Source organism: Thermococcus waiotapuensis (assembly GCF_055384795.1).
On record NZ_AP042429.1, the window covers coordinates 720,548 to 743,349 of the forward strand.

Below are 22,802 nucleotides of genomic sequence, written 5' to 3' on the forward strand. Positions count from 1 at the left end.
ATATGCCCGTCAGGGGGAAGGTTGCTGGCAATGAAATTCCGCGCTTCAAGCACCGCTGGTTTGGAGTCCTTGACGTTGAAACCGATGATGGAACCTACAGGCTCTACATGACCGGAACCGTTGCCCAGTGGTTCCTGACCGGAGACGAGGTTGAGATAGAGGTCATCCACAGGCCCAAGGAGAAGGAAGGGGTTAAAGTTCTGGATTTCGACGATTACAAACTCTGGAAGCTCTACTCAGGAGAGAGAATACCCGTTTGGCCCCTCTGGGAGGAGAGCATTGAGGCGAAGCGCTACTCCCCTTTAACGGGTGAGCTGCTCTACACCTACAGGATAAGGGCAAGGGAAGCGAAATACGAGGGCGATTTCGAGGCAATAGCCGAGCTTGAGCAGTACCACTACGCGAGCCAGAAGGAGAAGGTGGCCCTATGGCGCTGTGAGAACAACCACATCTTCGAGGCCAACACCAGGGGAAAATGCCCCGTCTGTGGAAGCGAAAATGTCCACATCCTCGAGATCAAAGGCTCAACCCCCGCTTCCCGCTTCCTCATCCTTGAGCTCGTCGAAAGGGAAGAATACGAGCCGAGGATTTTGGGCTATGTGCGAGTTGATCCGCCAATACCGCTGATGCACCGCAGGCTTCCGAACGGAAAAGTGGAGAAGAACATCCGCGAGAAGGTCTTTCCCAGGGACTGGTTCCATCCTGCCTTCTGGCCCGAGAAGATAATGAGGGAACTCCACGATAGGCTGAGGAAAAAGTACGGAAAGAAGATTGCGCGCTCTTATCTCTGGGAAAAGGCCAAGTGGAGGGCTTTGGCCGAGACAAACACCGCTGGGGCGAGAATTGCCAGGGTCGTTGTGCACCCCGACTACCGCTCCGACGGGCTGGGACAGCTGGGCGTTGAGTCGGCCCTCCGGTGGATAGCCGAGAGGAGAATTCCAGAAATGAGGAAGGGGAAGCACGTCGTCGAGACCATAGCCCAGATGGCGCGCTACAACCCCTTCTTCGAGAAAGTCGGCTTCAAGTTCCTCTGGGAAACAGCCAGCGGAAGGCCCGTCCTCTTTTACCCGCTCACTGACGAAGCCAGGGGTTACATCGAACGGTTTTTGAAGGAAGACCCCTATGCCCCAAAAGATGGCAAGCTTTGGAGGCCAAGCTATGGCAAAGTTGAGCCGTTGAACGGCCCGATAGTTTTCAGGAACGTCTCCAAGGTCTTTGAAAGCGAACTGGACATCAAAGGCCTGCCCGGGGAGATAAGGGAGCTTTTGATGGCCTTTGGCGTGAGACACCGCGTCATCCAGAGGCCCGTTTTGAGGAACCTCAACTTCGAGATAAGGCCGGGCGAACTAGTTGCGGTCGTTGGCGCAAGTGGAGCAGGAAAAACGACCCTCCTGAGGCTCATTCTCGGCTCGGTCAACGGCTGGTGGGAGGAGCGCTTTAGGCCCACGGGCGGGGAGATAGAAGTGTCCGCCAACGCCAGGGTTTCGGTGATGATCCCCGGCGAATTTGAGCCGAGCTTTGGCTCGGAAAGCATACTGGAGCACGTTTACAGGAAGATTAAAGACCTGAACGCCGCTGTTGAAGTGCTCAACAGGGCGGGCTTAAGCGACGCCGTCCTTTACAGAGCCAAGTACAGCGAGCTAAGCACGGGGCAGAAGGAGAGGGCAAGGATAGCGTCGCTTTTGGCTGAAAAGCCGAACCTGCTCCTCATAGACGAGTTCGCGGCGCATCTTGATACCCTTACAGCCATGCGCGTCGCCAAGAAAGTTGCAGAGATAATCCGCGAGGCAGGGATAACTGCACTAATCATCACCCACAGGCAGGAGGTCGTCAGGGCCCTCGACCCGGATAAACTGCTCTTCATCGGCTACGGAACTGCAAGAATCCAGGAGAGGGAGGGGAGCTAACCTCCCATTATCTTTTCCAGCTTCCTGCAGAGGTCGAGGTGGAAGAAGAATTCTTTCTCCAGCCCTCTATCGTTGAATATCAGCTTCAGCTCGTTTAACCCTTTCTTTCCCCCGAACTCGCCGTAGACCAGTGTGCCGTTAACATCGACAATGCCAAAGACGGCCGCGAGGTTGAAGATGAGCGTCCTGAGCTGATAGGCAGAAACTTCGTGGGTTCCGAGCCTGGCTGTGGGGTATTCAAAGTAGAAGTACTCAAGGCCCTCCATTCTGGCGACGTCAGTAATGGCCAGATCGGCGGTAAGGAAGACCAGCAACGTGGGGCTTATATCATCGTAGTGCTTGAGGGTCTTGACGATGAGCTCATCGTTGTTGTGGCCCTCGCCGTAGCGTTCCGCTATTATTATCCTGTCCTTCAAGGCCTCGAACTCCTTGAGGGCTATGTAGGCCGCTTTTCTGGCCTTTTTCGTCCTCCTGTTGCTGAGCTCCCTGAGGAGGTGCCCGTTTTCAACAGCCTCGGCAATCTCGCGGAGGTAGTTGTCCCTGTACTTGTAGTTCATGGCACCTTCTATCTCGTTCTTGACGTCCTCCGCGACCACTATCTGATAACCGTCGAGGGGCCTGTAGTTGGAGATGAACCGGTGGTAGAAGAGGTTGGTGTCTGGGGCGAAGACGATACCGCGCCTGAGGGCTTTGTATGCCTCGAGCATGTGCTCGAACTCCTTAACGTTGTCGTATGTTATGATTCCAGACGATATGAAGGCCTCATAAAAGTCGGAATAGGAGGGAAGCTCAGGGTGCCGCGCGGGAAAGTCCCTCTTTTCTGCAGTTACCCTGATCTGATAGCCGCTTTCGCTCGGCCTGGCCTTGAACAGCCCAATCCGATAGAGGGGAAACCTAACTTCGATTTCTCCCCTCTCCTGGAGGAGGTTGAGGAAGATCTGCAACTCGGGCTTTTCAATCACTACCTCCATTTTTCTCACCGAGGAAGTTCTTTAGCCTCTGCATGTGCTTCGGCAGCATCATGTAGGGCCTGTTGGGGAACGCAACGTCGAGGAGGGCCATGTAGAGGATCCCCTTCATGTTGGCTCCCCTGCTCTGGATTACTGCGGCCATCACAAGGGCTTTCCTCCCTGAGGTCATGTTGAGGACTATCTCATCGCCCCTTTCATTCAGCCGGGAGAAGAGGTCTTTCAGCGCTTTGTCGGCCTCTTTGAAGTCGTCGTTTGGAATTACGATCGTTTCGATTTTTGGGGAAAAACCGTAGGCCCCGGATATTGCCTTTATAGCCTCCACAATCCTGGGAAGATTCCCGGAGTATCTGACCTCCGTCACGATGTAAATCTCCTCGGGCCGTTCGCCCCCCATAACCGAGGCGTAGTAAGTGTTCACGAGGGCCCAGGGGGTTCTGCCAAGCAGGGCTATGTGAACCCTCATTCAACCATCACCATCCCGTAGAGAACGCTCTCGGAGAAGTCAATATCGATAAGGTAACTTAGCTCTATCCCTACTGCGTCCACGCTGGGTCTCACTTTCTCGGGCATTCTGCAGGGTTCACCCCTCTCGAAGGGGCAGTCGTCGCAGAGGTTGCAGTTGCCGGGGAAAAGGGCCATGGCGTAGAGCTTGCCCTCCTTGAAGAGCTCTGCTTCCCTCTTCAAAAGCCACAGGAGGACTTTTCGCTTTTCCTCCTCGAAATTTTCCATGTCCACAGAAAACTTCACCAAAACGGCCTTTTTGAAACTTTTAACCCATTCCCTTGCCTCCTTCCAGCTGGGCACGTAGGGGGGACAGCTCGGTCTCTTTCCGTGCATCGGGCAGGAGCGGCACTTCCAGACCGGCCGGGGGGAGACAACGATTTTCTCAGCTTGAATTTCCCTCTCCCAGAGAACCCTCATGAACAAAAATAAGGTAGAGCAACTTAAAACGTTTCCTCACCTCCCTTCAGCGCCTATGCCCCATTTCCTTCACCCGGGCCGGGTGTTGACCTTTTTCCAAAAAGCTTTTACGTTTGGACACGTAATTCTTGCCATGAGGTGGGTAATCCCGGTTGTTTTAATCATCTCGGTTGCACTAAGCGGTTGCGTTTCAGGGGGAGGTGGAAAAATGGGTGCCAAGACCCTTGAGGTTGGTTCCGTCTTCCACGACGGTGAGAAGATCCCAAAGGAGTACACCTGCGAAGGCGACGACATAAACCCGCCGGTTTACGTGGGGAAGCTTCCGGAGGGCACGAAGAGCCTTGCCATCGTAGTGGACGACCCCGATGCACCGGCCGGGACTTTCACCCACTGGATAGCGTGGAATATCCCACCAACGGGGGAAATACCGATGGGAATTCCAAAGGAGGGTGAGGTGAACAAGCCGATTCATATGCTCCAGGGGAAGAATGACTTTGGCAGGATAGGCTACAACGGCCCCTGCCCGCCGAGGGGACACGGTGTCCATCACTACCACTTCAAGGTCTACGCCCTTGACACAGAGCTTCATCTCAAGCCCGGCTCCTCCAGAAAAGACTTGGAAAAGGCCATGGAGGGCCATATCCTGGCCTGGGGCGAAGTGGTCGGCCTCTACGAGAGGAAGTAAATACTCCCGCTTCTTTTCTCTTTTCGATAGAGCTTTAAGCAGTCTACCGACAACTTAGCCGGTGGTAGCATGACCCGCAAGCTCTACTACGAGGACCCCTACATGAAGGAGGCCCGGGCAAGGGTTTTGGAGGTGAAGGACAACGCCCTTCTCCTGGATCAGACGATATTCTACCCCACAGGGGGTGGCCAGCCCCACGATACGGGGTGGATAAACGGAGTTGAAGTTTTAGAGGTCTACAAGGACGACAGCGGAAACGTCTGGCACGTCGTTGCTACGCCGGAAAAGTTCAGGGCAGGCGACGAGGTCGAGCTGAAGATTGACTGGGAGAGAAGGTACAGGCTGATGAGGATACACAGCGCGATGCACCTGCTGGAGCACGTTCTCAACGAAATCCTACCCGGAAAATGGGAACTCCACGGCAGTGGGATGAGCCCGGAAAAGGGCAGGTACGACATTGAGTATCAGGAAAACCTCAACCAGTACAATGAGAAAATAATCGAGCTCTTCAACCGCTACGTTGACGAGGGCGGCGAGATGAAAGTCTGGTGGGAGGGAGAGACACGCTACACTCAGATAAGGGACTTCGAGGTGATCCCCTGCGGTGGAACCCACGTGAGGGATATAAAGGAGATAGGCCACATCAAAAAGCTCAAGCGCTCCAGCCTGGGTAAAGGCAAGCAGAGACTTGAAATATGGCTCGAATAGCTTTTATTCTTTATGTTTGTTTCGGCAAAGCCACATCCAGCAGGTTTTTAACCCTGAAAAAGCTCAGCGTTACCTTTGGGTTCCTCTTAGAGAGCTCCTCTATGGAAACTGGCTCGTAGTCGAGGAACTCCACCGCCTTCGAAAGGCTGGTGTAGCCCTCTGCAGTTGCCGAGCCTATCGCGTTCTCGAGTGCATCGGGCTCGTAGACTGCATGAAAGACCTCCGCACTCCCGTCCCTCCAGACCGGGATTACAGCCTCGGGCTCGTTTTCGTAATAGACTCCTATCAGGTAGTTAACGAGGAAGGGCATAAGTAAAGGCATGTTGCCTTCAACCAGGAAGAAGGGCTCATCGGGAAGGGCCTTGAGGAGGGCCTCCATTTTGTTCTTGGCTGAGACGGGGACGGGGTTAGAGACGTGGAGCGAGTAGGTCTTTAGTTTGTCATTTCTGACGATGGTGAGAACCCCGTCAATCCTCTTGCTCATCAGCAGTCTTCTCTCGGTGAGCTTTACCACCGGCTCATCATTTACTGGAATCGTGTAGTTCTCCCACCTCTTTTCGGGAAAAGCAAGGATGTAAGCCTTCATGGGCCAGGGTAAACTCGGGGGACTTAAAAACCTTTTTCCACCTTCTTGTCATTTGTTCAATTTTACTCCCAAAAAGTTTAAATTTAGTCAGCAACGTGAATTGAGGTCGGGCTAAATGATACCAAGGGTTATGAGTACTCAACATCCGGACAACGTGTTTATCCCGTTTTTCGCCACCGCCCCGGATATGGGGGGCGAAGACGAGATCACCGAAGTTTTCTACGCCTTCAATGTTTTGAGAGCAGAGGAACAGATGTGGGACTTTGAGGGAAAAGAGGTCGATGAGTTCGTCGTCAGGAAGCTCTTTGAGCGTTACCCAAACTTCTTCAGAAAAAATCGCCTCGGTGAGGACTTTCGCCTTACTCCCCGTGTCCCAAATCCCAGCGTTGAGAAGGCGGAGGCTAAGCTTCTCCTTGAGACGCTTGAGGCCGTAGCCCGCTCTGCTGACTATGCGAGGCTCTTCTATGGGGAGGAAGTCGCCCCGATATTCGAAGTAATATTGCCCATGACCACGTCTTCGGCCGAACTCAACCGCGTCTACCATCTGTATAAACGTTACATCGTGTGGAAACAGTACAAGAGGGTTTACGATGTCAAGCTCTACGAGTGGATAGGGCGCTTTTTCCCGGAGGAGATAAACGTTATCCCGCTTTTTGAGACGAAGGAGGCCCTACTAAACTCCGCCGAAATAGTGAGGGAGTACCTCTCGGACAAGGAGCTCGAATACCAGCGCGTTTTCTTAGCCAGGAGTGACCCTGCCATGAACTACGGCCTAATAAGTGCCGTCCTTTACGATAAAAAGGCCCTCTACGAGCTTCAAAAAGTGGGAGAAGAAGAGAGCGTTGAAATCTATCCGATAATAGGCGTGGGAGGGGCACCGTTCAGGGGGCACTTTACACCGGAGAACGTCGATGCAGTTTTAGCAGAATACCCCAGCGTCCAGACCTACACCGCCCAGAGCTCCTTCAAGTACGACCGGCCTACGATGGAGGTCATCAAAGCGATAGAGCGTGTTAAATCAAAAAGCCGTGGGAAAGCGGAAGAGGTTCCGGAGGAGGTCTTTGAAATAACGGAACCTTATACAGAGCGCTATCAGAAGGAGATGCTGGCCCTGGCGCCGATGATAAGGGAAGTGGCCAGATACGTCCCATCCCGCAGGAGAAGAAAGCTTCACGTAGGGCTCTTTGGCTACTCGAGGGAAGTGAACGGTTCCGCATTGCCAAGGGCGATAAAGTTCACGGCCGCGCTCTACTCAATTGGGGTTCCGCCGGAGCTCCTTGGCCTAAGCGCACTGAGCGAAAAGGAGCTCGAGTTCCTTTCAGAGTACTATCACGGCCTGTACAGAGATCTTGAATTTGCCTTCCGTTACTTCAATCCGCGGGTGGCCGAGAGGTTCCCGTTCCTTGAGTACCTGGTTAAAATGGCCAAAGAATACGAGAGAGACGATAGGCACGGGGAGATAACGGGCAGGATCCTGAAGGGGGAGATCAACGAGGGCCTTGTGGTGGAGGCGGCCAGCATAAGGGGATTCTTAGGTTAACCTCTTCATTGGTTTTCTCTTCACCCTTGATTGACCTCCTCTCCTTTTCGGGGCTATTATTGCCCTAAAGCCAACGGGCGGGAGTGCCATGGCGGTTTTCCCCTTCGGCCCGCTGATTTTTGCACTTCAATACTAAAAGTTACTAAAAATATCCGGCAAAAAACACGGAGGTGGTGGCCATGGCAGAGATGATAATACCCTACCCGCTTCAAAAACAGCATGAACCTCCTCAGGGCGATTATCGAGGACGAGGGCGTTGAGATCGAGCCCATCAGAAAGTTCGTCCTCAAGAAGATACCCGCCGACATACCGCTCGAGGAAGAGGTCGTAAACGAGCTTCCGATTATAGCGGGAACCCTCTTCGTGCTCGTCGGAAGGGTCATCAAGGCCCTCCACACGGAGATCAGGAATGTGTACCCAGAGCACATTGAAGAGGCTGAGAAGGTGCTGGATTACACGCTGTGAAGATCCAGCCCTTCAAACTCTTCTTTTATCCACCCGAAGTGCTTGTCTCTCGCCACGAGCTTTAACTTCCTGTTGATGGCCACGGCCGCTACAACTGCACTAATGGCGGGAACTGGGGTTCCTTTTTTCACCATTGCCTGGGAAATCTTGATTGCGAGCAGGTAATCCTCTAAAGTTGGGGTTATCACGGTCAGCCCCAGCTCGAGGCCCCTTGGAAATTCGACGATGTTTAGAATCGTCGTGTAGCCGTTGAGCTTCTTCCTGGATTTGAGGGCTTCAATCAGGACGTTAGTGTCGTAGAGATCCTCTTCCATTCCTCATCCCTCGCCTTTTCGAGTGCCTTCTCGTATTCTTCGAGGGGCGTCTTCTCAAGCTCCTTCCTGAAGTCTTCACCGAGTAAGGAGAGCAGTTCTTCCGAACTAAGCTCCTCCGCCTCAACCTTTGCCAGGTACTCCGCTATTGCCCTTCTTGCCACCTCGCTCCACCTTATCTCCGGGTGCTCTTTCATCTTCTTGTAGAGCTCTGGGGGAACGGAGAGTGTTATGTTGGGCATGGGATCACCACACATAATTATGTGTGCTCATGTATTTAAAGATTATGAAAAGGGATCACCCCTTGAGCCACCTCTCCATCCACCCGGCGATAAGCTCAAGCCTTCTCACGCGGTGCTTCGGCTTGCCAGAGCGGGAGAGCTCGTGGTTCTCGCCCGGGAAGAGGGCAAGCTCCACCGTCCTGCCGAGGTACTTCAGGGCCGTGAAGAACTGGAGAGCCTCCGGAAGCCAGCACCGGTAGTCCTCCATTGAGTGGATTATTAGCAGGGGCGTTTCAACGCTGGGGGCATACTTCAGCGGGCTCTTCTCCCAGTAGCCCTCGGCGTTGCTCCATGGGTCTCCTCCTATCTGGTCGGGGGCAAAGTAGTAGCCTATGTCTGTGGTGCCAAAAAAGCTCACCCAGCTCGAGATGGAGCGCTGCGTTACCGCGGCCTTAAAGCGCTTCGTGTGGCCCACTATCCAGTTCGTCATGAAGCCGCCGTAGGAACCGCCCGTTACTCCGATCCTTTCCGAGTCGATAAAGTCAAAGCGCTTTAGGGCTTCATCAACGACCTCCATTAAGTCCTGGTAGTCCCTCTCCCCGTAGTGTCCCCTTATGTCGGCGAACTCTTCTCCGTAACCATCGCTTCCCCTGGGATTGGAAAAGACCACGACGAAACCTTTGGAAGTTAAAACGTGGAACTCGTGCATGAAGGAGTGGCCGTAGGCTGTTTTTGGCCCCCCCGTGGATTTCAAGGACAGCGGGATACTTCTTGCCTGGCTCAAAGCCAACGGGTTTCATTATCCACGCGTCTATCTCAGCGCCATCGCTGGCCTTAACTTTGAAGTGCTCCGGCCTTGAGAGGGTGTACTCTTTAATCCAGCCGTTGAAGTCGGTAACGCACCTTTCCTTTCCATCCCTCAGGACGTAAAGCTCCGTTGGAGTGACCGCGTCCTGGGCGGTGAAGGCTATGTAATCACCTATGGCAAAGCTCTCGACGCTCCTGTCCCCGCTGACAACGCGCTCAATCTTTCCCTCCAGGTTTACCCTGAAGAGGTTCGCCCTCGGGCCGTCGGTGGCGACGTAGTAAACCCACCCGTCCTTAAAGACGAGCTCTGCCCTCTGGCTTCCCCTGACGTCGCTGTTGAGGGAGTTGTATGCCGAGCGGTCGAGGTCTTTCGTGAGCTTTCTGAGCTCACCGGTTTCGGGGTTGTAGTGGTAGATGTGCGTGTTGGTCGGGATCCCCCTTTCCCTTGTGTTAGCACTGAGGACGAAGGTTCCATCTTCGAGCGGGATGAAGTCGCCCACGCTCCACTCCCCCGGGGTCAGGCGCTTTGCCCTGCCCCCCTCAAGGACGTAGAGGTCGCTCACCATCGGCTTCTTCTCGCGGTTTTCCTGGGCGATAAAGTAGAGCTTACCGTCATGGAAGCGGATTTGAGAGACGTCGAGGTTCTTCGGCGTCAGGCGCTTCTTCTTCCCGGTTTCAACGTCTACCAAATAAACAACGTTCCTCCTGCCGTAGACCCAGCCGAGGCCGTTGAACCAGAAGGGTATTTCCCTGATGACGTGGACATCATCCTTCGGCTTCTTCTCTGTATCCACCGGCGTGACCACTGCTATGCTCTCCCCATCCTCCGTGAAGCGGAGGTTTTTTATCCCGTACCTGAACTTCGCTAAGAGCCTCGCCTCGCCGCCATCCGTGGGGATAACGTACAGCTCGGCCTCCTTGCCCTCCTTATCGCGCTTGGAGGTGAAGGCCACGAGCTTCCCGTCCGGTGAAAAGCGGGGGTTGCTATCTTTTTTGCCAGAGGTGAATGGCTGAACCTTCTTATCGTAGAGGTAGAGCCTTGAGAAGTAGTCGTCTTTCTCGATGCTTATCTCAGTCACCTGGAAAACGAGTTTCTTCCTGAAGGCGTCGATGTTCCCAACGAGCTTGAACTTTCCGAGGTCTTTCTCGGTTAGTCCTTTCGCCACTTAGAACCACCGGACTAATTTTGGCTCTTTTCGTATAAAAGCTTAGCGTTTCGATAATTATCGAGATGACTGCCGCCCAACCTTTTTAAATCCCTTCTCTCCCTTCAACTGGGGGGTCGCTATGACCGTCAAGGTCCGCTTTGATAAGGACGTGAGAGACTACGCCAAAGGCGAGAAGGTTAATGACGGTATTCTCAAGCTCACCGAGACTGCCCTCGCTCAGGCCCTTGAGAACTTCCACAGGAGAATGATAGTCATTGAAGGTGACACCGAGAGAAAGGCGGAACTGGCGGGAATTCTCGCCGGTGCTTCGGCGAGGGTTCTGAGCGGGATTTTGGATGAGCTGGTTAAGAAGCGCCTCAGGTATGAGAGCGAGAACAAAATCGAGGTTCTCTACGCTACCGATGCCCTCGGCGAGGAAACCTTCGGGAGGAAGCGCTACGAGGCCTTTAGAAAGCACTTCGATGTTTTAGCGGGTTCTGAGGTTAACGTTCAGGCGGTTACCTTCAAGCACACCCGCGAGATACTTGGAAAGACCTACGACCTTCTGATCTTAGACATGAGCTACGACTATTCCCCCAACGACCTCGGCAGGATCATAGAGACGGTCAGGGGCGGGGGGCTGGTATTCATCCTTGCCCACCCCTTCAAGAAGTGGAAGGACATGTGGACGGGCTTCCACAAGAGCCTGGTAACTCCCCCATACACGATAGACGACGTGAAGAAGCGCTTCAACAGGAGGCTCATAAGGAAGTTCACGGAGCACGAGGGGATTTACATCGTAACCGAGGAAGGAAAGATAAGGAAGAAGCCAAATAAGAGCAAGAGCCAGGCGAAGATGGAGGGCAGGAAAGGGGTTCCAATCCCGGAGGAGGCTCTCTTTCCCAGGGAGCTCTACGAGATGGCCCTCACGGAGGGGCAGGTCGAAGTTCTCAGAGCCTTTGAAGAGCTCGTTGGGAAAGAGGGCATGCTTGTCGTTACCGCCGACAGGGGAAGGGGCAAAAGCGTTTCCGTTGGAATAGCGGCGGTTGGTCTGGCCCTTGCCCTGAAAAAGCGCACGCGCATAATTGTAACCGCCCCCGAGCCTGAAAACGTCCAGTCCCTTTTCCGCTTCGCCAGGAGGGCCCTTGAAAAGCTCGGCTTTAAGTCCCATGCTGTTGAGGAGGAAGGTCTCATAAAGGGGCTCTACGCGAGGAAAATCAGCCTGCGCTACTATCCTCCCACGGAGGGTTACAAGAAGAGCGCAGATCTCTACATCCTCGACGAAGCGGCGGGAATCCACGTGCCGATACTCCACAAATACCTCAACAAGCCCCGCGTGGTTTACTCCTCGACAATACACGGCTACGAGGGCGCTGGAAGGGGCTTCTCCGTCAAGTTCCTCAAGAAAGCTGGAGAGAAACGGAACTTTAAGGAGCTCCACATGGACGAGCCGATCCGCTACGCCGACCACGACCCCATCGAGAAGTGGCTCTTCGATGTTCTCCTCTTAGACGCTGAACCCGTCGAGCTCACGGAGGAGGACTACGAGCTGATAAAGAAGGGGGAGGTGTACCTTGAGGAACCGGATCTCGACGACTGGTTCGAGAACGACAGGGATGATCTGAGGCACTTCATCGGAATTTACATTCTGGCCCACTACCGCAACAGGCCGAGCGACGTAGCGCTTCTTGCGGATGCGCCTCATCACGAAGCGAGGGTTTTGAGGCTCAAGAATGGCAAGATAGTGACGGCTATACAGCTCGCCAAAGAAGGGAACATACCAAAGGACGTCATAGAGAAGATGGCCGCGGGCTACAAGCCGCGCGGAAACATAATTCCGGATATGATGGTCAAGCACCACTATCTGAAAGAGTTCGCAAGGCTTGCGGGCTACCGCATAGTTAGGATAGCGACGCACCCCGATGCCATGGACATGGGGCTTGGAAGCAAAGCTTTAGAGCTCCTTGAGAAAGAAGCCCGCGAGAAGGGCCTTGACTGGATTGGTTCAGGCTTCGGTGCCAGCGAGGAGCTTGCCCGCTTCTGGGTCAGGAACGGCTTTGCCACTGTGCACCTCAGCCCCACGAGAAACCCTGTCAGCGGCGAGTTTACGGCAATAGTCCTCAAGGCGATAAGCGAGAGGGCGAAGGGGCTCATAAAGCAGGCCAACGACGAGTTCAGGATCAGGTTTACCGAGTGGCTGAGCGACACGCACCGCGAGCTTGAGCCGGAAATCGCGCGCTGGCTCTTCGAGACGCCCTTCGGCGAGGCCGTGGATTACCCGATCCACCTCACGGAGATCCAGAAGAAGAGACTGGATGCCTTTACGGGCAAGGTTTTGACCTATGACACGGTCATAGATGTCGTCAAGCCGATAGTCAAGCTCTACTTCCTCGACGGGTGGATGAAGCCCTACCTCGATGAGAGGCAGATAAAGCTCCTCATATACCGCGTTCTCCAGGCCCACAGCTGGGAAGAAACCGCGAAGCTCATAGACAGGACGGAGACCTTCACAATGATCGAGGTGCGCGACATAATCCGGGGCCTCTGGTACTACTACAAGAGACTTCTGCGCTGAGCAATTTTTTTAACCCCTGTTAACTACTCCCGATGGTTTGAACATTACGGCGGTGTCGGCGATGCCCAGCGGTTGGGAAAAGATAGTTTCAGTGACAAAGAGCGGGATGGAGATAATTGGACAGATGAAGCGAAAGGTCTCAAGGGGAAAGAAAATCGCCCTCCTGATAGACGGCCCCAACATACTGAGGAAAGAGCTGGGAGTTAAGCTCGAAGACATCGTCGAGGCGCTCAACGAGATAGGCGATATTAGGGTTGCCAAGGTTATCCTCAACCAGTACGCCCCCCAGGGGCTCATAGAGGCGGTCTCAAACCAGGGGTTTGAACCCGTGGTAGTCCCGGGAGAGACCGGAGTGAAGCTGGCGGTAGAGGCGATGAAGGAAATATACAATCCGCACATAGACGTTATAGCGCTGGCAACAAGGAACGCCGAGTTTCTTCCCGTTATCCTCAAGGCCAAAGAGAAGGGCAAGGAAACAGTCGTCATAGGCGTTGAACCCGGGTTTTCAGCGGCTTTGAAGCACGCCGCGGACTACGTGATAATCCTCGGCGGTGGGGAGGAATGAAGGAGAAGTTCTTTTCAATGCTTCGCAAAAAGGAGGAGAGGGAAGAGAGCCCGTCGAAGCTGATAGGCCTCATCATTGATGGCCCCAACATACTCAGAAAGGAGTTCAACATAAAGCTCGAGGACATCCTCAGCGCCCTTAGGAGGATAGGAAACGTTAGAGTAGCCAAGGTTATCCTCAACCAGTACGCCCCCCAGGGGCTCATAGAGGCAGTGGTAAACCAGGGGCTTGAGCCGGTCATAGTGGCGGGTGACACCGACGTGAGAGTGGCCATAGAGGCAATGGAGATGGTATACAACTCCGATGTCGACGTTATTGCCCTGGCCTCCCGTGACGCCGACTTCCTTCCGATAATCATCGAGGCAAAAAGAAGGGGCAAAGAGACCGTTGTCATAGGGGTCGAGCCCGGCTTTTCTGTGGCACTTCAAAATGCTGCTGATTACGTCATTAAGATGGAGCCCCAACAAAAGCCGGGAGAGGAAGGGAAAGAAGACTGATCCCTCCCGCCGTAAGCGGTGATGGTTCGGCTTAACTCCTCGCCAAGGGCGGGAAGGTTTACGGGCCCACAATCCTCATCTCTCCGCCCGAGATGGGCCTTTCGAAGACGCTGAGGATAGCCTCATGGGGGTTCACCGATAGCTGGGAGTGAGGATTAAGAGTCCCGGTGAGAACAGTTCCGCGGTGAGGAAAAACTTTAAATTTTCTTAAATATACCACCCACGGTGACTAGTATGGACGCGTACCAGAGCGTTGGCATCAGGAGGAGACTGAAGAGGTTCTTCCGCAGGGATGGAAGGGCGCTGATATTCGCGATGGACCACGGTTTTGAGCACGGCCCGGCTGATTTCGAACCCGTCTGGGAGCACGTTGACCCGAGGATAATCATGAGGAAGGTCGTAAGGGCAGGCATAGACGGCGTTATGATGCTTCCAGGAGTTACGAGGCTTGCCGTCGACGAGCTCAAGCCAGATACTGGGCTCATGATAAAGCTCACGAGCAAGACCGAGCTCAGGCCGAAGGATGAGCAACTCCTCCAGAGCCAGCTGGGCTTCGTTGAAGACGCTATAAAGCTCGGCGCGGATGCGATAGCGGCTACCGTTTACTGGGGCTCACCTCAGGAAGATGTTATGATGCGCCAGTTCGCCGAGATAGCGAGCTACGCCCATGATTTAGGTTTCCCCATTGTCCAGTTCGCCTACCCGAGGGGGCCCTACATAAACGAGAAGTACGGCAGCAAAGAGGACTACCGCGTTGTGATGTACGGGGCGAGGGCAGCTGTTGAAATCGGTGCGGACATGATAAAGACCTACTGGACTGGCTCTAAGGAGACCTTCGCGAAGGTCGTTGATGCCGCCGCTGGCGTTCCCGTCCTCCTCAGCGGTGGAGCGAAGACCGACAGCCCGGTGGACTTCCTCAAGCTCGTCTGGGAGGTCATAGAGGCAGGCGGAGCTGGGGCGGTAGTCGGAAGGAACATCTTCCAGCGCGAGAACCCCGAGCCCATGATAAGGGCCCTTCTCAGGGTCGTCCACAGGAACGAAGATCCGGAGGAGGCGGCGAAGGCGGAGGGGCTCCTTTGACTCTTTTCAGAGCCTCTTAAGCTCGGCTGAGGCTTTTCCATTTTCTATCCTTATTTCAGCGTAGTAGCCCTTGAAGAGGGGCCCCGGGTTGACTATCAGGGTCTCTCCGATCTGATCTATCGCCCTTGCCTCGTGAATGTGTCCCGTCAGCACGAGGGGCGGCTTTCTGTCCTCTATAAACCTCCGGAGGGCTTTGCTACCGACGTGTAGGTTAGAATGAGTCCTGTCCACTTTAGTATTGTACGGCGGAACGTGGCTGAGTATCAGGTCTCCGCTCCTATAGTTCTGCATGAGGATTTTCTCTATCTCCCCCTCGCTGAGCTCCCACACCGTGTTGAAGGGGGTTATGTTGGAACCGCCCACTCCAACGATGCCCAGTCCCCTGGCCTCTACCCTTCTGTTGTGTGCCCCTATTCCGAGCTCATCCAGCAGTTCCGGAACATCCCGCCCATCACAGTTGCCAAAAACAGCCAGAACTGTTATACCAAGATCCAGGAGCGGTTCCAGAATTTTTCTGGCCTCTTCCCCTGTTCCAAAGTTCGTTATGTCTCCGGCGACCATAATGAGGTCGGGGGTGTTTTCCCTCTCCGTTATTGCATCAGCCAGTGCCCTCACCTTCTCGATTTTTCCGTGGATATCACTTACCCCAATGATCTCCATCCGGCCCACCCCGGGAGTTTGTGTCCCCAAACACAAAAAGCCCATAACGTTTTTATATTTTTAAATCAAACCTGTCTACCGCGATGCAAATCGAGTGAGGTGATTAGAATGCGGAAGATGTCAACCCTGATGGCGCTGCTGATAACGGGATACATCCTCGGAATATGGAACTTCCTGCTGATGCCGAAGTACTATATAATCTTTGGTCTTAAGGGGTTTTTGGTTTCTCTGATCGTGCTCGGTCTTGGGTTGCTGCTTATCCACGGGGAGATCGACACAACTAGGACTACACGCTATCTCGCCCACGAGTTCATGTTCAAGGTCTCAAAATTGCCTGCTCTAACGCTCGTACTCCTGATGTTCCTGATGCTTTCGGGGGGCGTGGTTCTTTACTACTCTGCCAGGGCTATCCTGCCGATATTCAATCTCCCGGATAGCCTTTTACTTCCAATCATGGCTGGGGTTATCGTTTTGATAATTATCCTGCTCGCGATCCTAAAGGGAAGAAGTGTCGAGTTCCTGGGGGCTATGGCGGTTCTCCTTGTAGTTTTCACCCCCTTAGCCACGTTACTCCTCAGGAGTAAGGTTTACAGCTTTGTCACAAGCCCAAGGGCCGCTGACTACCTGAATTTCTACAGGCAGTCTGTGTTTTCGCTTTCGTCCGGTCTGGACTTAAACGGTCTCGTTCTCATGGGCTTAACGGTTATTCTTGCCCTTGGCCTCGGTGCCGGGGTTTACTACGTCCTGGGAAGCTTCCTCCCGGAGGGGATAAACATTAAGAGAATCCTCACTTTTGTTGTTCTCCTTCAGGTCTTTCTGAGCTTTTCTGCTGCCATGACCACTGTTTACTCCATTGGGGTCGCATACCAGGGTCACGAAAACGCCCAGGCCCGGTACGATGAGCTTCACAATGAGCTGGGTGAGATATTCTCAAACCCCAATTATACCTCCGAGGAAGCTATGAGGAAGGCCGCAGAAGTTCAGACGGCGATCAGGGAAGTTAATAAGACCCTTAACAACTTCAACAGGATAGAGGTGTACTCAAAGGACAGTCTTCAGAACCCGATAACGGCAGTGGAGACTTTTTACCTGATTCCCACGGTGATCAGGGACAGTGAAGTCCCCGGTGGGGGACTGGTCATAGCTCTCCTCATGGGCTCTCTCTTCCTGGCGGGCTTTACAAGTTTGGTAGTTCTTGTTGAAATCGGGGGCCAGATATCTGGAGAGGTCTTCCAGACAAGGAGGACTCAGGGAATACTGTTTGCGGGTTTGACGATGGCAGTTCTGGGTGGCATCATGGTACTCGAGGGTGTCAGGATAATGCTGACGGCGTCTTTAATTGGTTTCGTGGCGTTTATGGCTGTGCTCGAAGCCTTCCCACTACTTAGGAGCATCACTCCCGTAAACAGGGGGACAGTAATACCTGAAATTGCAGTTTTCCTGCTCCTGGGCGTTTTAGGGGTGGCATATCTGCTCAAACTGGAAGGAACTTATCTGAGGCTGGGTCTTCTCGTAGGCCTCCTGCTCCTGGCTCCCCTCCTGTTTAACGGTTACCTCTTGACCTCGGCCAGGGGCAGGTAGTATTTTCAAAAATTTTTTAAACGCCCCTCTTGATTTCGTGTAGAACGCTTTAGGAGGTATGAGAGATGGGAGACAAGACAAAGGTTCAGGTCAGCAAGCTCAAGCCCGGAAGGTACATCCTTATCGACGGGGAACCCTGCAGGATAGTGGACATCTCAGTTTCCTCGCCTGGAAAGCACGGCTCCGCCAAGGCGAGGATCGAGGCCGTTGGGGTCTTTGACAAGAAGGTCAGGAGCATAATCAAGCCGACCAGCGCCGAGGTTGAGGTCCCGATCATTGACAAGAGGGTTGGCCAGATAATCGCCATAACTCCAGACACCGTTCAGCTCATGGACATGGAGACATACCAGACCTTCGACGTCCCGATTGAAACCGGTGTCGAGGACGAGATCAAGGGCCAGCTCGCAGAGGGCATGACCGTTGAGTACTGGGAAACCCTCGGCAGGATAAAGATCATGAAGCTCAGGGGCGGCGAGTGAGCCCCTTTTGTTTCTTTCTCTTCCCCTGTTTTCAAGGAAACCCTTAAATATTAGACCGCTTTCTTACCGTTTAGATTGTGGTCTGACAGGTTGAGTGGTTGCCATGGACGAGCTAAGAAAGAAGCTCTGGTCGCTCGCATGGCCAGCTATAATAGGGAACATCTCTCAAACGCTTCTCAACCTAGTGGACACTCTCATGGTCGGCCACGTCAGCTCCCTGGCCGTTGCCGCCGTTGGCCTCGGCGGCCAGGTCAGCTGGTTCATGTTTCCAATAATGATGGTGGTGTCGATTGGAACCCTTGCCCTCGTTGCCAGGCTCATCGGGGCGAAGGATGTCAAGGGAGCGGAGCTCGTCCTGGAGCAGAGCATCTACCTTTCCTTCCTCCTTGGCATCCCGGTTTTCCTCTTCGGCTGGTTCTTCGGCGATGACATGCTCAGGATAATGGGCGCCGAAGGCGAGTTGCTGAACCTGGCATATTCATACCTCAGGGTTATCTTCCTGTTCTACCCGGTCCAATTTGTGGGTTTTGCAATGTTTTCGGCTCTGAGGGGGGCAGGGGACACCAGAACACCGATGAAGCTTGACGTAGCGATGAACGTCATCAACGCAGCCTTTGATTATCTGCTCATCTACGGGAAGCTCGGCTTCCCCCGAATGGGCCCCGTCGGCGCGGCCTGGGCCTCTGGCATAGGAATAACCTTTTCCTTCCTGGCCGGAGCGTACCTCCTCCTCAGCGGAAGGCTCGTTCTCCGCCTTAAGCCAAGCTGGAGATTTGAAGCGGAAATGGTCAGGAGGATACTCAGGATAGGCGTTCCCGCCTTCGTGGAGCGTGCCCTCTTCAGCTTCTACAACTTCCTCTACATGAGCATAGTCACCCGCTTCGGGGATGTGGCCCTCAGCGCCCACCAGATCGGCCTGAGGATAGAGAGCATAGCCTACATGCCCGCGTTTGGCTTCAACGTTGCCTCTTCTACTCTGGTTGGTCAAAACCTCGGCGCAAACAGGCCCGATCTGGCAGAGAAGACCGTCAATGAGGCCATGAAGATGGTCACGGCCTTCATGGAGGTCATGGCCTTCGTCCTCGTTGCCTTCCCGCGTTACCTCGTCATGCCTTTCCTGACGCCGAACGACCCCCACTACCACGAGGTTCTCCACCTGGCGAGCTTGTACCTCATAATCGTTGGGATAAGCGAGATCCCCCTCGGGTGGGTCTTCGTGCTGAGCGGTTCCCTCAGAGGGGCCGGCGACACCAAGAGCCCGATGTACGTTACAGCCGTGAGCAAGCTCCTCTTCAGGATTCTCCCCTCGTATCTCCTGGGCTTTGGCTTCAGTTTTCTCGGCTTTAGTTTCAAAGGGCTCGGCATTATAGCAGCATGGCTTGCGATGACCCTGGAGACGTTCATGAGCGGGGCCATGTACTGGTGGATCTTCAGAAAAGGGAAGTGGAAGACCGTAAAAGTGTGATCAGCCATTTTTGAATGCTTTTAGAATCCTCTCGAAGATCTCCTTCTCTTTTCCGCGTTTCTTCCTTGCGAGTCTTTCCACTATCAGCTCAGGGGTGCTCTTCCCGAGTTTGCCGAAGGCCGGCTGTCTGTCAACGATCAGGTTAAGCCCCTCGTCGAGACCCCTGGCCTCTATGCCGTCAACCCTGGCGAAGGGGAGCTCCTTCTTCAGGTCTTCGCCGAGGTGAGAAACGATGACAACGTAAAAGCCCCTTTCATGGGCGACCTTCAGCAGTTCGCCAATTATTTTGACTGCGGCACCGGGCTCGGTTATAGCCTCGAATTCGTCTATGAGGATTAGCTTCCGTCCTTCGCTCCTTAGGGCTTTGACAAAGCCGTTTAGAGCTGTTTCAAATGCCCCCGCTCCATAGGTGCTCCTTTTTCTCCTGAAGAAGAAGACTTCATCGAGAACGCTTACCCCTACTCTCTCCGCCGGCACGGGAAGGCCCATGTGGGTGAGAATAGCTATCTGAGTTAAGAGCTCGAGAAGGCTGGTTTTTCCTCCGCTATTGGCCCCGGTCAGGATGACGACTTTCTCATCAAGAACTTTTTCCGATCCCTCGATGTCGAACCACTGGGGTTTTTCCCCGATTACGTAGCTCACAGGCTGGGGATTCTCGATGAAGATGTGTCTTCCCCTGAGAAAAGCTATTCCATTAGCACCCAGCTCGGGGAAGGAGAATCCCTCGGCAAACAGCTTAACCGCCCTCAGGAAGTCAAGGCGGTAAACGTCCCTGATTTCCTGCTTCAACATCGGTATCAGCGGCCGTACTTTCTCAGCCAGTTCCCTGCTTTTGAGATACATTTCAACTTTGAAATCTCTGGTCAGTTCCTCCCTGATGAGCTCAACCTTCTCAGGGGGCACGGAGACTGGGTACAGTTCCTCCCTTGAGAAAATCTCCACGGGTGTTCCCAGAATTTTCCCCAGCTCTTCCTCGACTTCCCGTATCATCTCGAGGATCTCGTTTTCAACTGAGGAGAAGTGCCTGAATATTGCCCCGTAATCACCGCTCCTGAGCTCGGAAAGAAATTCCAGGAGCTCCTTCCCTTTAAGCGTCAGGGAAAACTGCTCGAGTCTCTCCGATACCTTTTCGTTGAGTTCCCGCTCTTTCTCATGCAGTATTTCTTCGAGCTGTTCTATCGTTGAGAGTCTGTCCATGGTAGTCTTGATCCCGCTGATCTGCTTCAACAGCTCCGGTGCAATGCTTTTTTCACCGGTAAGTTCCGCGATCTTAGCCAAGGCTTCCAGGGTGTCCCTGTTTTCCCACAGTGGCTGGATGTATAGCTCTGGAGTTATCTGGGTGGGGGTTAGTTCAACGTCTATTCCGTACCCCACTGTGCTCAGAACAAGGGGATACTCTTCGGCATCGGCTGGATCCGTGGAGACGGCGCACAAACCCAGGGCTTCCGCCTTCTTGACCTCACTCTCGTTCACTATGAGTATTCTGTCGTGGAGATATTCCCTCCGGAAGTGGATGGGCCGGACTTTTTCTATGAACTCCCCGATTTCAGGTTTTACCCTCTGCAGGTTCTCCCGCAGGTAAGCCTGCCTTCTGGCTATCTCTTCGGAGTTAGTGGTAGGCGAAAACTCGTCGAGGAATGCCTCGCTTCCCCGGAGTAGCAACTTTCTGGCTATTTCATCCCTTATTGATCTGTAGATTTCTCTGGCTTCGGGGTTAAGCTTCAGGCTCATCAAAGAACTGGGAGAGAAAGTGCCTAAAAAGCTTACTGGCCTAACCTGCCGGCACGTTTATCACTATCTCCACGTATTTCTGAATAACCTCGTACAGGAACAGAGAAGCCGCGTAAGACGACAGGAGCATCAGCTCGTTCATCTCGAAGATGTGCCTGGCAATTTCCTTCGCCCGGGGAGAGTTTGAGACGACGGCGTCCATGTAATTTTTCTTCAGGAATTTGTTGAGCTCGATGCCCAGAACCAGAAGGAAAATCCCCAGTAGCCCCGCCATTTTCCCAAATACCAGCATGATGACAAGAGTGATGATCGAGATGAACCAGCCGCCGAGGACGCCGAGCAGCATGACGAACTCTATCACCCTACCACCGGCGGGAAATTGAAGGGGAAGGGATAAAAACCTTTGGCTCAGATGAACTTCAGGACTTCATCAATTCCTTTTCTCCTCCCCCGCGGTTTTACTTCCTCCCTCGGATAGCCCACCGGGATGAGGCCGACAAGGTAGTAGTTATCGTCGAGGCCAGCAAGCTCCCTGACTTTCTCTTCTATTGCTTGAAAGTTCGTCACGCCGATGTACACCGTGCCAAGGCCCAGCTCCACCGCTTTCAGCATGAGGTTTTGAATCGCCATCGCCGCGCTCTCAACGCTCCATATGAACTCGATCTCGTCGAACTCCCTGCCTTTGAGGAAGCGGACGCGCCTGTCAATGAAGACCGCGATATAAACGGGCGCCCTGTACATGCCTTCCTCGTATATGCGGTTTTTGAGCTTCTCTATCTTCTCCTCTGGCAGGTTCACCGCCCTGTAGTACTCCACCATGCCTTCCGCTATCAGGTCAAAGGCCCTCTTCCTTGCCTCTTCGCTCCGGAACGCTACAAAGAGCCAGTTTTCAAGGCCGCTTGCCGTCGGCGCCCTTGTGGCGGCCTTTATTAGCTCTCTTATGGTGTCATCGCTTACTGCTTCATCAGAGAAGTACCTGACCGAAGTTCTCCGTAATATCGCCACGTCCAGCTCCATGCTCTCACCGGGCAGGTATTATCGCGGGGCTTAATCAACCTTTCCAGAACCAAAGGTTTAATAGAGGGGTGGAGAAGCACATCCGGTGAAAACATGTACGGATGGAGAGGAAGGCTGGGCCTTATAGTGCCCTCGTCGAACACAACCATGGAGATGGAGCTTCACAATTACCTTCCCGAGGGTCTTTCGCTCTACACTTCCAGGGTTCCGCTCAGGAACATCACCGAGGATGAGCTGATAAAGATGAACACACTTGCCGTTGAAAGTGCTAAACTCCTCAGGGACGCAAACGTTGAGCTCATCCTCTATGGCTGTACCAGTTGCTCATTCATAGGTGGCAAGGACTACGAGAAGGAGCTCGAGGCAAAGATAGAGGATGAAGTCAAGGTGCCGGTTATAAGCACGAGCACGGCCGTGGTAGAGGCCCTAAAAATTCTGGACGCTCATTCCTTGCTTGTGGTGACCCCTTACACCGACGAGATAAACCAGAGGGAGAAAGAGTTCCTCGAGGCGAACGAGTTCGAGGTCCTCGACATAAGGGGCCTTGGCATAGAGGACAATGCCCAGATTGGAAAGCTTGAGCCCTATGAGGCCTACCGCCTTGCCAAGGCCAGCTTCATCGATGAGGCCGATGCTATCCTTATAAGCAGTACCAACTGGAGAACCTTTGAGATAATCGAGGCCCTGGAGGAGGACCTCAGCGTTCCCGTGGTCACGAGCAATCAGGCTTCGCTCTGGCTGGCTTTGAGGGAAATGGACGTTATAGAGAAGATTCCAGAGCTCGGGAGGCTCTTTACGGAGTATTAGAATTTTTGGTTTTAGTCAGATCCACCTCCATAAAGTAGCCAATTTCGGTATAGGAGCCTGTATACAGCGTAGGGG

22 protein-coding genes and 2 pseudogenes are annotated in these 22,802 nt (G+C 53.7%); 13 read left to right on the forward strand and 11 right to left on the reverse strand.

Annotated features, from left to right (window positions below; genetic code table 11):
* Positions 1 to 2 precede the first annotated feature (2 nt).
* The gene (locus ACZ47M_RS04035; RefSeq protein ID WP_315340325.1) at positions 3 to 1,907 is read left to right on the forward strand and encodes an ATP-binding cassette domain-containing protein; all 1,905 of its coding nucleotides are present in this window, start codon (positions 3 to 5) and stop codon (positions 1,905 to 1,907) included.
* Here ACZ47M_RS04035 and ACZ47M_RS04040 read toward each other — a convergent pair.
* From ACZ47M_RS04040 to ACZ47M_RS04050, 3 genes are read right to left on the reverse strand one after another with little or no spacing between them, the layout of a single operon-like run.
* Complete coding sequence (locus ACZ47M_RS04040; protein WP_315340327.1) at positions 1,904 to 2,878, reverse strand: PIN domain-containing protein; 975 nt, start codon at positions 2,876 to 2,878, stop codon at positions 1,904 to 1,906. The two genes, ACZ47M_RS04035 and ACZ47M_RS04040, sit on opposite strands and share 4 nt — an antisense overlap.
* Positions 2,862 to 3,341, reverse strand: a complete 480-nt coding sequence (locus tag ACZ47M_RS04045) for a hypothetical protein (RefSeq protein ID WP_315340330.1) — start codon at positions 3,339 to 3,341, stop codon at positions 2,862 to 2,864. Before ACZ47M_RS04045 ends, ACZ47M_RS04040 begins: the two co-directional genes overlap by 17 nt.
* Positions 3,338 to 3,799, reverse strand: coding sequence for a DUF2284 domain-containing protein (locus tag ACZ47M_RS04050; protein ID WP_315340332.1), 462 nt, complete (start codon positions 3,797 to 3,799; stop codon positions 3,338 to 3,340). The genes ACZ47M_RS04045 and ACZ47M_RS04050 overlap by 4 nt, the downstream gene beginning before the upstream one ends.
* 133 nt (positions 3,800 to 3,932) lie before the next feature.
* Here ACZ47M_RS04050 and ACZ47M_RS04055 point away from each other — a divergent pair, with 133 nt between their 5' ends.
* Entirely contained in the window at positions 3,933 to 4,484 is a 552-nt protein-coding gene (locus ACZ47M_RS04055; RefSeq protein WP_315340334.1) for a YbhB/YbcL family Raf kinase inhibitor-like protein, read from the forward strand.
* A gap of 69 nt (positions 4,485 to 4,553) precedes the next feature.
* A complete protein-coding gene (locus ACZ47M_RS04060; protein ID WP_315340336.1) occupies positions 4,554 to 5,192 on the forward strand; it encodes an alanyl-tRNA editing protein in 639 nt (212 codons plus the stop codon).
* 10 nt (positions 5,193 to 5,202) lie between these two features.
* Here the strand turns inward: ACZ47M_RS04060 and ACZ47M_RS04065 are convergent, their stop codons facing one another.
* Positions 5,203 to 5,778: a molybdenum cofactor guanylyltransferase gene (locus ACZ47M_RS04065; protein ID WP_315340339.1), complete on the reverse strand. Its 576-nt coding sequence runs from the start codon at positions 5,776 to 5,778 to the stop codon at positions 5,203 to 5,205.
* A 115-nt stretch (positions 5,779 to 5,893) separates the two neighbouring features.
* On the opposite strand from ACZ47M_RS04065, the gene ppcA reads away from it, so the two are divergent.
* Positions 5,894 to 7,318, forward strand: coding sequence for a phosphoenolpyruvate carboxylase (gene ppcA / locus ACZ47M_RS04070; RefSeq protein WP_315340341.1), 1,425 nt, complete (start codon positions 5,894 to 5,896; stop codon positions 7,316 to 7,318).
* Between the two features lie 207 nt (positions 7,319 to 7,525).
* Positions 7,526 to 7,783, forward strand: a pseudogene (locus ACZ47M_RS04075) (DUF1931 family protein); the annotation flags it as partial.
* Here the strand turns inward: ACZ47M_RS04075 and ACZ47M_RS04080 are convergent.
* The 3 genes and pseudogenes from ACZ47M_RS04080 to ACZ47M_RS04090 all read right to left on the reverse strand — a co-directional run bounded on the left by ACZ47M_RS04080 (position 7,771) and on the right by ACZ47M_RS04090 (position 10,288).
* Positions 7,771 to 8,097: a PIN domain-containing protein gene (locus ACZ47M_RS04080; RefSeq protein ID WP_315340342.1), complete on the reverse strand. Its 327-nt coding sequence runs from the start codon at positions 8,095 to 8,097 to the stop codon at positions 7,771 to 7,773. The pseudogene ACZ47M_RS04075 and the gene ACZ47M_RS04080 overlap by 13 nt on opposite strands.
* Positions 8,064 to 8,336, reverse strand: coding sequence for a hypothetical protein (locus ACZ47M_RS04085; protein ID WP_315340345.1), 273 nt, complete (start codon positions 8,334 to 8,336; stop codon positions 8,064 to 8,066). Before ACZ47M_RS04085 ends, ACZ47M_RS04080 begins: the two co-directional genes overlap by 34 nt.
* 55 nt (positions 8,337 to 8,391) lie before the next feature.
* A pseudogene (locus tag ACZ47M_RS04090) lies at positions 8,392 to 10,288 on the reverse strand (alpha/beta hydrolase family protein).
* A gap of 121 nt (positions 10,289 to 10,409) precedes the next feature.
* Here ACZ47M_RS04090 and ACZ47M_RS04095 point away from each other — a divergent pair.
* From ACZ47M_RS04095 to fba, 4 genes are all read left to right on the forward strand, one after another.
* Positions 10,410 to 12,845 (forward strand): tRNA(Met) cytidine acetyltransferase TmcA, encoded by a 2,436-nt coding sequence (locus tag ACZ47M_RS04095; RefSeq protein ID WP_315340348.1) that lies wholly within the window; start codon positions 10,410 to 10,412, stop codon positions 12,843 to 12,845.
* 61 nt (positions 12,846 to 12,906) lie between these two features.
* Positions 12,907 to 13,410, forward strand: a complete 504-nt coding sequence (locus ACZ47M_RS04100; protein ID WP_315340351.1) for a TIGR00288 family NYN domain-containing protein — start codon at positions 12,907 to 12,909, stop codon at positions 13,408 to 13,410.
* Entirely contained in the window at positions 13,407 to 13,907 is a 501-nt protein-coding gene (locus ACZ47M_RS04105; protein ID WP_315340353.1) for a TIGR00288 family NYN domain-containing protein, read from the forward strand. The genes ACZ47M_RS04100 and ACZ47M_RS04105 overlap by 4 nt, the downstream gene beginning before the upstream one ends.
* A gap of 234 nt (positions 13,908 to 14,141) precedes the next feature.
* Positions 14,142 to 14,987 carry a class I fructose-bisphosphate aldolase gene (gene fba, locus ACZ47M_RS04110; RefSeq protein ID WP_315341013.1) on the forward strand — a complete coding sequence of 282 codons (846 nt, stop codon included), beginning with the start codon at positions 14,142 to 14,144 and terminating at the stop codon, positions 14,985 to 14,987.
* Between the two features lie 6 nt (positions 14,988 to 14,993).
* On the opposite strand, the gene ACZ47M_RS04115 is transcribed toward fba, so the two are convergent.
* Positions 14,994 to 15,647 (reverse strand): metallophosphoesterase, encoded by a 654-nt coding sequence (locus tag ACZ47M_RS04115; RefSeq protein ID WP_315340356.1) that lies wholly within the window; start codon positions 15,645 to 15,647, stop codon positions 14,994 to 14,996.
* A gap of 108 nt (positions 15,648 to 15,755) precedes the next feature.
* Here ACZ47M_RS04115 and ACZ47M_RS04120 point away from each other — a divergent pair, with 108 nt between their 5' ends.
* The 3 genes from ACZ47M_RS04120 (at position 15,756) to ACZ47M_RS04130 (ending at position 19,172) form a co-directional block, all read left to right on the forward strand.
* Entirely contained in the window at positions 15,756 to 17,228 is a 1,473-nt protein-coding gene (locus ACZ47M_RS04120; RefSeq protein ID WP_315340357.1) for a sodium-dependent transporter, read from the forward strand.
* Positions 17,229 to 17,293: 65 nt separating this feature from the next.
* Positions 17,294 to 17,707: a translation initiation factor IF-5A gene (locus tag ACZ47M_RS04125; protein ID WP_315340358.1), complete on the forward strand. Its 414-nt coding sequence runs from the start codon at positions 17,294 to 17,296 to the stop codon at positions 17,705 to 17,707.
* 103 nt (positions 17,708 to 17,810) lie between these two features.
* The gene (locus tag ACZ47M_RS04130; RefSeq protein ID WP_315340360.1) at positions 17,811 to 19,172 is read left to right on the forward strand and encodes an MATE family efflux transporter; all 1,362 of its coding nucleotides are present in this window, start codon (positions 17,811 to 17,813) and stop codon (positions 19,170 to 19,172) included.
* Here ACZ47M_RS04130 and ACZ47M_RS04135 read toward each other — a convergent pair whose 3' ends face one another.
* From ACZ47M_RS04135 to ACZ47M_RS04145, 3 genes are read right to left on the reverse strand one after another with little or no spacing between them, the layout of a single operon-like run.
* Positions 19,173 to 20,903: a P-loop NTPase family protein gene (locus ACZ47M_RS04135; protein ID WP_315340363.1), complete on the reverse strand. Its 1,731-nt coding sequence runs from the start codon at positions 20,901 to 20,903 to the stop codon at positions 19,173 to 19,175.
* Between the two features lie 40 nt (positions 20,904 to 20,943).
* The gene (locus ACZ47M_RS04140) at positions 20,944 to 21,264 is read right to left on the reverse strand and encodes a hypothetical protein (RefSeq protein WP_315340366.1); all 321 of its coding nucleotides are present in this window, start codon (positions 21,262 to 21,264) and stop codon (positions 20,944 to 20,946) included.
* Between the two features lie 47 nt (positions 21,265 to 21,311).
* Positions 21,312 to 21,920 carry a nitroreductase family protein gene (locus ACZ47M_RS04145; RefSeq protein ID WP_315340369.1) on the reverse strand — a complete coding sequence of 203 codons (609 nt, stop codon included), beginning with the start codon at positions 21,918 to 21,920 and terminating at the stop codon, positions 21,312 to 21,314.
* A 93-nt stretch (positions 21,921 to 22,013) separates the two neighbouring features.
* On the opposite strand from ACZ47M_RS04145, the gene ACZ47M_RS04150 reads away from it, so the two are divergent.
* Positions 22,014 to 22,727 carry a maleate cis-trans isomerase family protein gene (locus ACZ47M_RS04150; protein ID WP_315340370.1) on the forward strand — a complete coding sequence of 238 codons (714 nt, stop codon included), beginning with the start codon at positions 22,014 to 22,016 and terminating at the stop codon, positions 22,725 to 22,727.
* Positions 22,728 to 22,802 lie beyond the last annotated feature (75 nt).

Excerpts from the sequence above, each read along its gene's own strand:
- ACZ47M_RS04145 (WP_315340369.1), bottom strand. The coding sequence starts at position 21,920 with ATGGAGCTGGACGTGGCGATATTACGGAGAACTTCGGTCAGGTACTTC.
- ACZ47M_RS04100 (WP_315340351.1), top strand. The coding sequence starts at position 12,907 with ATGCCCAGCGGTTGGGAAAAGATAGTTTCAGTGACAAAGAGCGGGATG.
- ACZ47M_RS04135 (WP_315340363.1), bottom strand. The coding sequence starts at position 20,903 with ATGAGCCTGAAGCTTAACCCCGAAGCCAGAGAAATCTACAGATCAATA.
- ACZ47M_RS04150 (WP_315340370.1), top strand. The coding sequence starts at position 22,014 with ATGTACGGATGGAGAGGAAGGCTGGGCCTTATAGTGCCCTCGTCGAAC.
- ACZ47M_RS04095 (WP_315340348.1), top strand. The coding sequence starts at position 10,410 with ATGACCGTCAAGGTCCGCTTTGATAAGGACGTGAGAGACTACGCCAAA.
- ACZ47M_RS04035 (WP_315340325.1), top strand. The coding sequence starts at position 3 with ATGCCCGTCAGGGGGAAGGTTGCTGGCAATGAAATTCCGCGCTTCAAG.
- ACZ47M_RS04045 (WP_315340330.1), bottom strand. The coding sequence starts at position 3,341 with ATGAGGGTTCACATAGCCCTGCTTGGCAGAACCCCCTGGGCCCTCGTG.
- ppcA (WP_315340341.1), top strand. The coding sequence starts at position 5,894 with ATGATACCAAGGGTTATGAGTACTCAACATCCGGACAACGTGTTTATC.
- ACZ47M_RS04055 (WP_315340334.1), top strand. The coding sequence starts at position 3,933 with ATGAGGTGGGTAATCCCGGTTGTTTTAATCATCTCGGTTGCACTAAGC.
- ACZ47M_RS04060 (WP_315340336.1), top strand. The coding sequence starts at position 4,554 with ATGACCCGCAAGCTCTACTACGAGGACCCCTACATGAAGGAGGCCCGG.
- ACZ47M_RS04085 (WP_315340345.1), bottom strand. The coding sequence starts at position 8,336 with ATGCCCAACATAACACTCTCCGTTCCCCCAGAGCTCTACAAGAAGATG.
- ACZ47M_RS04050 (WP_315340332.1), bottom strand. The coding sequence starts at position 3,799 with ATGAGGGTTCTCTGGGAGAGGGAAATTCAAGCTGAGAAAATCGTTGTC.
- ACZ47M_RS04080 (WP_315340342.1), bottom strand. The coding sequence starts at position 8,097 with ATGGAAGAGGATCTCTACGACACTAACGTCCTGATTGAAGCCCTCAAA.
- ACZ47M_RS04125 (WP_315340358.1), top strand. The coding sequence starts at position 17,294 with ATGGGAGACAAGACAAAGGTTCAGGTCAGCAAGCTCAAGCCCGGAAGG.
- ACZ47M_RS04120 (WP_315340357.1), top strand. The coding sequence starts at position 15,756 with ATGCGGAAGATGTCAACCCTGATGGCGCTGCTGATAACGGGATACATC.
- ACZ47M_RS04065 (WP_315340339.1), bottom strand. The coding sequence starts at position 5,778 with ATGAAGGCTTACATCCTTGCTTTTCCCGAAAAGAGGTGGGAGAACTAC.
- fba (WP_315341013.1), top strand. The coding sequence starts at position 14,142 with ATGGACGCGTACCAGAGCGTTGGCATCAGGAGGAGACTGAAGAGGTTC.
- ACZ47M_RS04105 (WP_315340353.1), top strand. The coding sequence starts at position 13,407 with ATGAAGGAGAAGTTCTTTTCAATGCTTCGCAAAAAGGAGGAGAGGGAA.
- ACZ47M_RS04130 (WP_315340360.1), top strand. The coding sequence starts at position 17,811 with ATGGACGAGCTAAGAAAGAAGCTCTGGTCGCTCGCATGGCCAGCTATA.
- ACZ47M_RS04115 (WP_315340356.1), bottom strand. The coding sequence starts at position 15,647 with ATGGAGATCATTGGGGTAAGTGATATCCACGGAAAAATCGAGAAGGTG.
- ACZ47M_RS04040 (WP_315340327.1), bottom strand. The coding sequence starts at position 2,878 with ATGGAGGTAGTGATTGAAAAGCCCGAGTTGCAGATCTTCCTCAACCTC.